Here is a 10,778-nt window from a genome sequence, read left to right on the forward strand (position 1 = left end):
TTGATGTGGCTCCAACTGTGCTTGGTTTTTTAAACCTCAGCTATGAAAGCCAGTTTTATGGCCGCGATATTATGCAGATGCGCAAAGACGAGGGCAGGGCATTGATCAGTAATTACCAGAAATTGGGTTTGTTTAAAGACAATAAACTGGTGTATCTGTCGCCCCAGCAAAAAGTTGATGTGATTGACGATCCTTTAGGTGTATATAAGCCTTTGGACATGGATGCCGCCGCCCCGTTGGTCACCGAAAATATGGCTTATTACCAGTCCGCGGATTATATCTGGTCGCATCGCTTGAGCCGGTATTAGGTAATTTGCAGAAATTAAAATACCCAGGCAATTAGTTGCAGTCTTGTGTCGGACAACAAAAAACTGTTGCCCGACATGAGTGGTTTTAGATCGTTCAGTAAGCGCTGAAATTTAGCCTTACACAATAGTCGTTGCGCAAAATTGCTGCCAGCGCCATAAGTCGGCACACATCTGATTCAGGCCGCGCGTCGCCACCCAGCCGAGTTCTTTATCGGCTAAGTCAGTATTAGCGTAACAAGTTGCAATATCGCCCGCTCGTCTGTCCACTATGTTATAGGGGACGGACTGCCCGGTCTCCTTTTCAAAGGCGGCAATCATTTCCAGCACGCTGTAGCCCCGCCCGGTACCCAGGTTATAGGTAAAAACGCCCGGTGCTCGGCTGATCTTTTCCAGGGCTTTTTTATGACCGTTGGCCAGATCGACGACATGAATATAATCTCGCACGCCAGTGCCGTCAGGGGTTGGCCAATTATTGCCATAGACCGAAAGTATACTCAGTTTTCCTGCGGCCACTTGCGACAGATACGGCATCAGATTGTTGGGAGTACCGTTTGGATCCTCGCCGATCATACCGCTGATATGGGAACCTATCGGGTTGAAATAGCGCAGTAGTGCGATATGCCAACGCGCATCGGATACAAACAGATCACGCAGAATTTCCTCGTTCATCAGCTTCGATCTGCCGTAAGGATTGGTTGCTGAAAGCGGAAAATCTTCACTGATCGGCACGCTGGCCGGATCGCCATAAACCGTGGCGGACGAACTGAACACCAACTGGAACACGCCAAACTCGACCATTACCTGACACAAGGCCAAAGTACTGCCGATATTGTTGTCGTAATACTGCAAGGGCTGCTGGACTGATTCGCCTACTGCCTTAAGTCCAGCGAAATGAATTACCGCATCAATCTTATGTGTTGAAAAAATACCACGCAATGCCGACTGATTGCGCACATCCGCCTGCACCAGCGTGGGTTGCTTGCCGGTAATGGTCGCGACCCTATCTACCACGCTGGCTTTGCTGTTAAGCAGATTGTCAACGATTATGACTTCATAACCCGAGCTTAATAATTCCACACAAGTATGGCTACCGATAAAACCCGCGCCGCCAGTTACCAAAATTTTCATGCTGTGCCTCGTCTATTATTTTTACGCAGGGTGTTTTTCTCTTAATCATATGAAAGCCTCAAGCCTGTGCCTTAATTAGAGGATTTTATAATACAATTCTGATTGCTCGAACTTAAAAACCAGCCCAACGCGGTAATAAATGCAGTCGATTTACTGCCCAATAATTTTCGGAACGCGATAAGGTGTGTGCATAAGTAGCCTTTGCGCTACTCGCATCATTTCGTGCAACAGGTATCTAGCTAAAATCATCGGCATCAAGTCCGTCGATAGTCTTGCCTCTTTTAATCGCTATTCGTATTTCTTCGTGGCGGGGGATTTGGCTATTCATGGGGTAATATAAGCATTTTTAATGCAAAAACTAGCAAACTCTTCTAATTCAGGCTACATTTTTAATAAACCGTTACATCCCCGTTCAAAACAAAGTTTTTCGGTAATAGCTTGTGCATGTCTGTTCAGCTTAATGAGCTAACGGGAAACTCGGATTCCATCCCAAGAATAGCCCAGTGAAAACATCACGGCGTTAGACTCACTCGTTCCCGCATTTAAGTTTCGTAAGTTATTGTCTTGCTGGTAATCCTGCCACCTGTAAACGTAGCTGCCTCTGAGCTGCCAGTTTTTCGCGAGCGTCCAGGCAATGCCTGGGGCCACAGTGAAGTAGTTGCGATTAAATTGACTGATTGGGTTATCAGCCGACTGGCCGCCGATCGATTTGCTACGTGAATAACTACTTGTGAGATCCAGTAAAAGATGACGGGTTAAATGGTATGAATAATTAGCGAAGGTGGAGCTGGTTTGCAGCGTTTGGCCGATGGCGCTCGGGTTAACAGAGTTAGAAAAGCCGGTAGAGAATTGGGTCAACTGATTACTATAGCTTAAATTGATATTAGCGACATTACCCAAGGATAACGAAGTGCTCTGTCCAGATGTAACGCCATCCGAACTCTGCCGGGTATCAACCCACACTGGCCCACCACCTGCGCTAACTGACCATAAGCGATTGATTTTGTAACTCGCACCCAGTTGAAAGCCAAACTGATTTTGAGTCGATGCGTTCGATCCTGTGAATTGGACATTGGAAAAATTAAGGTTCCCATTGAGGGAGAGGCGTCGGCTCCATTCATGATTCCCCCCCAGGTTAACGGTGTAGGTATCATTACCGATGAAAACGTTGTCAGTATTTGAAGTGACACCGTTTTGTGGGTTGCTATAGCTTGTTTTGGCGTATGAAGTATTCAGGGCCAACTGATCGCGAGATGTCCACTGCCAAGTCCACGAGGGTGCCAGCTGATAGTTGACAGACTGGCTGTTGGGCAGAATTATTCCTGTATCCTCGATTTGTTGAGAATAGGAACAGTTAACGCCGTATCCACCTTTTAAACTAAAAACACTGCGTTTGGTCCGGTAATCATTGTTCGAACCTAGATTATAGTTATCACAATCCCAGCGCGAATCGTCGTAACGGCGAATATCCCCTTGACCTTCTAAGGCAATATTCAGCGACCCCGTCTTTCTGGTGGCTTGTAAGTTTGGCGTCAAAAGGTATCCGGCAACAGATTCTTTTCTAATAGCACTCAATACAATATTGTCGTCATACTGCAGTTGTTGCCCCAGGGATCCTTTCAAAGCCCATTCGGCTGCAGCTGCGTCTTTCCCGAAAATAATACCGGCTAGAACAAGCAGCGCTATGCTTCGGTTGCGGCACATGCTTTTCTGAAATGATTTAAGGCGCAACGATAGTATCGCCGCTTTGCAACTGAATATTCGATTCTATGTTCTCGCCGTCCTCCACATCGCCGTACTCGAAAGGAAAGGATCTGGCTTGACCGTCTGCTTCCCGCCTCAAAATTATAATGCTGTTTTTTTTTGCAAATGCCGTTAAGCCGCCAGCCATGCTCAAGGCCTGCATTACGTCCGTGGGCCCTTTCATTTCGAATTTCCCCGGATGGGCGACCTCGCCGGTGACATAAATCAGGTTGCCCTCTGCGGCAAGCAGACTGACGTTTATTTCAGCGTCAGGGATAAATTTATTAAGACGTTCCTGCAGTAACTTGACTAGGTCTTCTGTCGTTTTACCTGCAGCGGCAACGTGCCCGACCAAGGGAAAAGAGATCATGCCATCAGGCAGCACCACTACCTCCTGTTTCAAGCTTTCCTCTTCCCAAACGGTGATTTCCAGCTTGTCGCCAGGATTGAGGCGGTAAACATCAGCCGCCAAGGCAAAAGTCTGATTGGATAGCAAAAGCATGGAACCGAAGAAAATCGCCCTGAGACTGTCCCCATAATATGAAAATATTAAACTCTTTAAGGTAAATGTATTCATAATCGTTGCGTTAATTCATTAAGTTGTTAACCCAATAAGCTGAGTTCGAAAGATTTCAATTCAGCGTACCATGATTGGATGTCAATGTTTCAGCAGCGGTGTATCCAATCGTAATAGCCTCTGTTTGAGCCGCCAAGTATCGCAGGTGTTCGTCGAGGAATGAATCAAACTTCTCAACGTGTATTTCTTTTGTAAGTCTACCATTTTTGGAAGCAAATAGAAGCGTTATTTCGTTCCAACAACTTATACTGAATGCAGCTCCTGCCAGATTCACTAGGTATCGCTTTTACGGCATACACGCGCAACCATTTCGTCTGCGGTAGGGACTATATTGCTATTAGTGTTTCCGAATCGAATCTTCTTCATAACTGCCTCAAATTGGCAATTGATTAACGATGTGCTCGCCAATTGCCAGTGAAGCTGTAGCGGCAGGACTTGGAGCATTAAGAACATGTAAGGCGTCCTGGCGAACTACCAGATGGAAGTCATCCACTAAATCCCCCGTAGATTTCATGGCTTGCGCGCGGACGCCCGCACCGCCGGGCGCAAGGTCATCGGTGCGAATGTCAGGTACAAGCCGTTGTAATGCGCGGCAAAAGTGTACTTTACTGAATGATTGGATTAGTTCTGTACAGGCCATAGCAGGATATTTACGGAGAAAACGCCATAATCCTGGGAAAAACAGCATATCCAGCATGTCTCTGCGATCAAACTTTGTTAATTGGTATCCTTCGCGTGCAAAGGCAAGGACCGCGTTTGGTCCGGCCTCGATGCCGCCTTGAATCATCCGGGTGAAATGAACGCCCAGGAACGGGAATTGTGGATTGGGTACAGGGTAAATCAGATTTTTCACCAGATGCTGGGCCGAAGGCTTGAGATAATAATATTCACCGCGAAACGGAACAATTCGTATATCTCGCTGTTCGCCTGCCAGCTTAGCCACGAGGTCGCAGTGCAACCCTGCGCAGTTGATCAGGAAATCGGCATTGAATTCCGCTGTCTGCGTGGTGGCGACCCAGGCGCCGGCTTTGCGTTCGAGACCTGCGACTTTTGCGTCTGTGACAATGCGACCTCCTCGTTCTTGAACACGGAAAGCCAGTCGATCACAGACCTGTCGGTAATCGACAATGCCTTCTTCCGGTACATGCACGGCGGCGAGACCGTTGACATGCGGCTCGATTTTTCGTATTTCAGTTGCTTCGATTTTCCTTAACCCTTGTAGTCCGTTAGCGATACCGCGCCGGAGTAACTCATCCAGTCGTGGCAGTTCTTCGGGTGTCACGGCTACAACGAGTTTGCCGCAGATTTCATGCGCGATGCTTTCCTCACGGCAAAATTTTGTCATTTGCCGGATGCCGGTTACGGCTAATTTCGCTTTGGCCGAGCCGGGCGCATAATAGAGGCCGGCGTGCAATACGCCGCTGTTGTGCGTACTCTGGTGCGCACCGACGGTCGCCTCTTTCTCGAGCAAGGTGACGCGCACTAGCGGGAATCGCTCCAGTAGCCGATAAGCGGTTGCCAAACCAACCAAACCACCGCCGACAATGAGAAAAGATTTTCGTGTGTCCATAGAATTATGCTCAAAAGTTGTGGAGATGGATTGTCTACGTATTCTTGATGGTCTTTTAATGGATTCTGATACCAATAGGCACTAGGCTTTAGCAAGATACTTCAGTTATTCGCAGAAATCGTCATACCGGCAGGGATTGCCGGTATCTAGGTTACAGGGATGTAAGTAGTCGTTCAAAAGTCTTTTAACATATTTGTTCACCACAGAGAGAGCGGGGAACACGAAGGTAATGATTTTTCTTCGTGATCTTCGTGGTAAATAGTTTTTTGACTTTGTTAAAAAACTTTTGGTTCCCTACTTAATCTCAATACGCCATCCTTGGCTTCTGGATTCCGGCAATCCCTGCCGGAACGACGTTGACTGTAAGTGTTGCGCATCGGCCGAATGAATGGAGCGTGATTTATCCTGCGTCTTTTCCTCCTGTCAGCTTCTTTCATGACCATAAAGACCATCGTGCCTGGGTCAGGACGAAAATGGCAATCAGTGCGTTAGTCGTCATGTGGGCAATAACGGCATCGCCAATCTGTCCGCGGCGGTAAAGGGCCAAGGCATAACACATTCCGGCTAGAGTCCCCGCAATCCAGCGCTCATGCAGTAATCCGAAAAGTACGGACGTAAGCATGAACGAAAACCATGAGAACTGCCCGAGCGGTACATTTTCGAAGTCTTTCGCAACCAGCTTACGGATTAAGTAACCGCGGAAGGCAAGCTCCTCGGCCAAAGGTACGGTGATTACCGACCCGAGCACACGGAAAGCCAACCAGGCTGCGGCCGATCCGCTTGTAAGTTCTGCCAAACCTTGTGATAGCGCGGTCTTGCTGCTGTCAATATCCGGCTCCAGCAGCATCCAGATCATGAATACCGCAGTCCCGATTGCGGGCGCTTGCCAGGTCCACCGCCAACCGAGCCCATCATAGGCCTTGCGGAAATAGCAAAGTACTATGGCGATAGCCACAACGCGTAGCGGATATAGTGTATCAAAGCCGCTGGAGGAAGCTGACGTCACCATCGTAGCAGCCATCAGAACCAATAAAGGAACGAGCAGGGCGGCGGCAAGCGGTTTGCTGGTTTTGACAGATGGAACATCTGGCTTGGTAACGGTAAAAAACCGCATCCGGTTCGACAGAGCAATTGCGCCGAGTGCAATAAGAGTAAAGGCTATCCAGCCGGCTTGCGCGTGAAATCCCTGTAACGCTATTTCAGGGGAAAACGATGCCCCGATCGCTATCAGCATGGCGATGCGCACGGCGTTGGCTAGCCAGATAACTATTATTCCGAGGGGAAAAAGCCAGAAGGCTTGCGGAAAGCGTAGCTCCTTCCGGAATAGCCAAAGATAGATGGCGAGAAATATAGTGATCAGGGAAATACCTTCGATACCCGAGCAGGCGTAACTGATTTCAACTTGGAAAGAGGCGGTACCTAACAGAAATGTCTCCGGTTGATAGGCGAGGTCGGTATAAAACCAGCCGAGCAGAAAATGGACGAGCTGCAAAGTAGGTACGGCCAGAGAGTTCCAGAATTCATTTTGACCTAGGAAGGAAGTTTGATATTGACTGAGCATGCCAATGAGCATCCAGGCGCATATTCCCAGCAGGCACCCCATCAGCAATGCCGTATACTCTTGGCGAATCAGTCGCAACCAGAAATGACCAGGGGCTAGAGTGAGCAGCCATAGCAGCAATGTTGCGCCTGCCAGCGTAAACCAACCTGCAAACCAGGATAAGGAAAGATGAGCTGGATTAGCGGGCGTTTCAAATATGAGTGCGGTGACAACCGCGAACGTAGCGAAAGCGAGAGCGTGGAATACCAGCCAGATCAACCAGCGATACTCGCTTGACTGTTCCTGTAAATTGCTGAGAATGACCTTAAGTCGAGGACTGAGGAAGACGAGACAGGCGCCGGTAATCCAGAGACTTGCCGACCATATCTCTTTCGAAAAATGGAACAGCCATGCTGGCCAACTGACATTATTTGCCAATAAAAGCGGCACTTCATACCGAGCGGTGATCACTACCAGTTCGAGTGCCAGGATCGCTAGAAGCACCATCCAGCGAATAGCCAATCGTTTCGAGGTTACGAGCATGTTTACTCGAATCACATATTCAGAAATCATTTGCTACTCTCATCTTGCGAAAAAAAGCGTTCAATTCAGTGGGTAAACCTGTTTAAACTAATGAATAACAAGAACTTGTCGACTTTCAGAAATTAGACGCTTTTTCGCTCGGATGGATTAAATAAGAAAAGCCGAATCAGGCAACAATGTCCTGATCCGGCTTTAATGCTCAACACCAAGTAATGTTAAGAACGCCGAGACCGAGACTTTTCACCTGCTAGCAATAAAACGCCCGTTAGCAACGCGATCGCACTGGTTCCGGAAGCGGCATCAATTTCAGGTGCCTTTGCCTGCGCATGCCGCACCTGCCCAGGCGCGTCTGGATTTGCCCCCTTAACGCCTCCAGGTGCAGCCCAAACAGAACTTGTCGTTAGTAACATAACCGTTACGCCCGCTAATACTATTTGTTGAATTTTCATATAGATCACCTCCTTTATATTTTTTTACGCGGAGAAAGAAAACCTAAACTACTGTATGTAACATGAATAATGTTGCTTTGGGTGGTTTGGCTTTTTCAGGATTCAGGGTTCCTAAGCTTCCGTCACAACTTTTATACCTCAGTCAAGCTCAAGCTTTAAATCGAGGGGAAACGCATACTGAACCCTAATCCATAAACTTAAATAAAACCGTTGGAATAACGAAAGTAAGATTATAGTAGAGGAAAAAAAACATTTGTACAATTAGTGAGAATACCTAGTACTTAGTCAATTTAGAAATGACGGATTCCTGTAACTGTGGGGGCGGCTTTAGCCGCCCAGTGGCGACTGAAGTCGCCTCCACATCCAATTGTTTAACCATCAGAATAAAGTTGACTGAGTACTAGGAATCTGTTCGAGAATAAAAAACTTAAAATAAGGAGCACCGGATCAGGTAATAATGTTCTGATCCGGCTTTAATGCTCAACACCAAGTAATGTTAAGAACGTCGAGACCGAGACTTTTCACCCGCTAGCAATAAAACGCCCGTTAGCAGGGCGATCGCACTGGTTCCAGATGCAGCATCAATTTCGGGAGCGACTCCGCGTGTAAGTGTTGGTGGAGAAGACAGGCCTAGCTTATCGCCCCTATTTATTCCACTATTCACAGCCCACGCAATACCACCGGCTAACACTACACCCGTTAAGCCCATTGATAATAATTTTAATATTTTTAGAATAATCATATCGATCACCTCACTTTGTATTTTTTTACGCCGAAAAAGAAAAGCCGAATTGCCGTGCGTAACTTAATAATGTTGTTTTGGGTGGTTTGGCTTTTTCAGGATTCAGGGTTCCTAAGCTTCCATCACAACTTTTATACCTCAGTCACGCTCAAGCTTTAAATCGAGGGGAGACGCATACTGAACCCTAATCCACAAACTTAAATAAAACCGTTGGAATAACGAAAGTAAGATTATAGTAGAGGAAAAAAAACATTTGTACAATTAGTGGGAATACCTAGGAGGCTGTTCGAGAATAGAGGAGTTAAAAAACAACATATAGTGTTACATGCCTTATCTGCAAACCTCATATGTTATATATAAAAAATCTACAATGCTATTCTCGGACAGATTCCTAGAAGGACACTTGTCTCCTCTTCATTATGTGAGAACCGATATGGCCAGTCCCGCCGACGACCAAAATTATAGGTTTATCCAAATAACGTAACAAAGATGCCGAACACCAGTTAAAGCCGCCAAACTCGGATGCCTGCCTGCTCCAGGCTGGTCTGATCAAAACACGCCTTGACATCGATAAAGCAACCGCCCCTGATCAGTTTTTTCTGAAAATCATCTGCCGGGATGGATATCAGCTGCTTGTGGGAGACTGTCGCCACTATGGCGTCAGCCCGAGGCAGTTCATCCCAGTCAAGAAGTTGAACGCCGTATTCATGTAGCGCTTCTTTCGGATCGGCATAGGGGTCATGTACAAACACCTCAATACCATAGCTCTTGAGTTCGTTGATTACGTCTGCGACCTTGGAATTGCGCAGATCGGCGCAGTTTTCTTTGAAAGTAAGGCCAAGCACATTCACTCGTGCGCTTTTGATGTAACTACCTGAAGCAATCATGTTCTTGACTGTTTGTTCAGCGATAAACTTACCCATGCCATCGTTGATGTGACGCCCGGCTAAAATCACCTGAGGGTGATAACCCAGCATCTCAGCCTTGTGCGTAAGGTAATAAGGATCTACGCCGATACAGTGTCCTCCCACTAAGCCGGGGCTAAACTTAAGGAAGTTCCATTTGGTACCAGCCGCCTTGAGCACCTCGCTGGTGTCAATATCCAATTTATCAAAAATTATGGCTAACTCGTTCATTAAGGCGATATTGAGGTCGCGTTGCGTATTCTCAATCACCTTGCACGCTTCCGCGGTCTTGATCGAAGAAGCTCGATACACGCCGGGTTCCACGATACTTTCGTAGAGTGCTGCAATTGTCTCCAGGGTCGCCGGCGTATCGCCAGAAACCACTTTGAGAATTTTTGTCAATGTATGTTCACGGTCGCCCGGGTTAATACGCTCGGGTGAATATCCCACAAAGAAATCTTCCTTCCACTTCATGCCGGATTCGCGCTCCAATACGGGAATACAGACTTCCTCGGTCGCACCCGGATATACCGTGGATTCATACACCACAATGACACCCTTTTTCATGTTCTGGCCGGCATTGCGACTGGCACCGATTAACGGAGAAAAATCCGGGATATGTGCCACATCCACTGGCGTGGGCACGGCGATGATGATGATGTCCGCCTCGGCCAAACTCTTTGGATCAGCCGAATACTCGGCATGTACCGCAGCACGCATTTCCTCATCGGGTAATTCACGGGAAGGATCAACGCCGCGCTGGCAGGATTCTACCTTGGACTCATGAATATCGAAACCGATAGTGCGCGAATGCTTGCCGAACTCAATGACAAGCGGGAGGCCAACATAACCGAGGCCGATAATTGCAATAGTAGTCATTTAATTATTACTCCTTGTAATTCTTACAATACCTTTGCCAAACGGCAAAGATGATTCTTTAGGGGGTGTTGATTAAATCCTTCGATAAGTTATTCGCAATAAATCGGCATACATTATAAATAGAGTTAATGTGAAGATTTGAAACATCCAATATTATTTGGTTAACAATTACCAAAATGTTCCCTGCTGTAGTTTAAAAGTACAACATTTCGAACTTAAAATGCTATACGCATGAGTACCTAAGAAGTGCTGATTACCTTATAGACTTCCAGAAAATTAATTTCCAAAACAGTAAAAAACTCCTTTGAAGATATACTTATTTCTACTGAAAAAACTTAAAGGAGCACTTAAAATCATAACGCTAAGCTTTTCGAATTCAATTGTACAAAAACTG

At 46.8% G+C, this 10,778-nt stretch carries 8 protein-coding genes and 1 pseudogene; 1 reads left to right on the forward strand and 8 read right to left on the reverse strand.

Going from position 1 to position 10,778, the window contains the following annotated elements:
* A pseudogene (locus tag RW114_RS18345) lies at positions 1-308 on the forward strand (LTA synthase family protein); the annotation flags it as partial.
* A gap of 117 nt (positions 309-425) precedes the next feature.
* Here the strand turns inward: RW114_RS18345 and galE are convergent.
* From galE to RW114_RS18385, 8 genes are all read right to left on the reverse strand, one after another.
* Positions 426-1,436 carry a UDP-glucose 4-epimerase GalE gene (galE, locus tag RW114_RS18350; RefSeq protein ID WP_340124202.1) on the reverse strand — a complete coding sequence of 337 codons (1,011 nt, stop codon included), beginning with the start codon at positions 1,434-1,436 and terminating at the stop codon, positions 426-428.
* Positions 1,437-1,901: 465 nt separating this feature from the next.
* Positions 1,902-3,167 carry a hypothetical protein gene (locus RW114_RS18355; RefSeq protein WP_340124203.1) on the reverse strand — a complete coding sequence of 422 codons (1,266 nt, stop codon included), beginning with the start codon at positions 3,165-3,167 and terminating at the stop codon, positions 1,902-1,904.
* Entirely contained in the window at positions 3,157-3,756 is a 600-nt protein-coding gene (locus tag RW114_RS18360; RefSeq protein WP_340124204.1) for a polysaccharide biosynthesis/export family protein, read from the reverse strand. The genes RW114_RS18355 and RW114_RS18360 overlap by 11 nt, the downstream gene beginning before the upstream one ends.
* A gap of 373 nt (positions 3,757-4,129) precedes the next feature.
* Positions 4,130-5,326 (reverse strand): L-2-hydroxyglutarate oxidase, encoded by a 1,197-nt coding sequence (gene lhgO, locus RW114_RS18365; protein WP_340124205.1) that lies wholly within the window; start codon positions 5,324-5,326, stop codon positions 4,130-4,132.
* A gap of 433 nt (positions 5,327-5,759) precedes the next feature.
* Complete coding sequence (gene xrtE / locus RW114_RS18370; protein ID WP_340124206.1) at positions 5,760-7,439, reverse strand: exosortase E/protease, VPEID-CTERM system; 1,680 nt, start codon at positions 7,437-7,439, stop codon at positions 5,760-5,762.
* A 185-nt stretch (positions 7,440-7,624) separates the two neighbouring features.
* On the reverse strand, positions 7,625-7,858 hold the full coding sequence (locus RW114_RS18375) for a VPEID-CTERM sorting domain-containing protein (protein WP_340124207.1): 234 nt from the start codon (positions 7,856-7,858) through the stop codon (positions 7,625-7,627).
* Positions 7,859-8,354: 496 nt separating this feature from the next.
* A complete protein-coding gene (locus RW114_RS18380) occupies positions 8,355-8,600 on the reverse strand; it encodes a VPEID-CTERM sorting domain-containing protein (RefSeq protein ID WP_340124208.1) in 246 nt (81 codons plus the stop codon).
* 503 nt (positions 8,601-9,103) lie between these two features.
* Complete coding sequence (locus RW114_RS18385) at positions 9,104-10,384, reverse strand: nucleotide sugar dehydrogenase (protein ID WP_340124209.1); 1,281 nt, start codon at positions 10,382-10,384, stop codon at positions 9,104-9,106.
* Between the last annotated feature and the right edge of the window lie 394 nt (positions 10,385-10,778).

It is taken from the genome of Methylobacter svalbardensis, from assembly GCF_037671525.1.
Taxonomy (GTDB): domain Bacteria; phylum Pseudomonadota; class Gammaproteobacteria; order Methylococcales; family Methylomonadaceae; genus Methylobacter_A; species Methylobacter_A svalbardensis.

Bases quoted from the DNA above. Each gene is read 5' to 3' on its own strand.
- galE (WP_340124202.1), bottom strand. From the start codon at position 1,436: ATGAAAATTTTGGTAACTGGCGGCGCGGGTTTTATCGGTAGCCATACT.
- RW114_RS18360 (WP_340124204.1), bottom strand. From the start codon at position 3,756: ATGAATACATTTACCTTAAAGAGTTTAATATTTTCATATTATGGGGAC.
- lhgO (WP_340124205.1), bottom strand. From the start codon at position 5,326: ATGGACACACGAAAATCTTTTCTCATTGTCGGCGGTGGTTTGGTTGGT.
- xrtE (WP_340124206.1), bottom strand. From the start codon at position 7,439: ATGATTTCTGAATATGTGATTCGAGTAAACATGCTCGTAACCTCGAAA.
- RW114_RS18375 (WP_340124207.1), bottom strand. From the start codon at position 7,858: ATGAAAATTCAACAAATAGTATTAGCGGGCGTAACGGTTATGTTACTA.
- RW114_RS18380 (WP_340124208.1), bottom strand. From the start codon at position 8,600: ATGATTATTCTAAAAATATTAAAATTATTATCAATGGGCTTAACGGGT.
- RW114_RS18385 (WP_340124209.1), bottom strand. From the start codon at position 10,384: ATGACTACTATTGCAATTATCGGCCTCGGTTATGTTGGCCTCCCGCTT.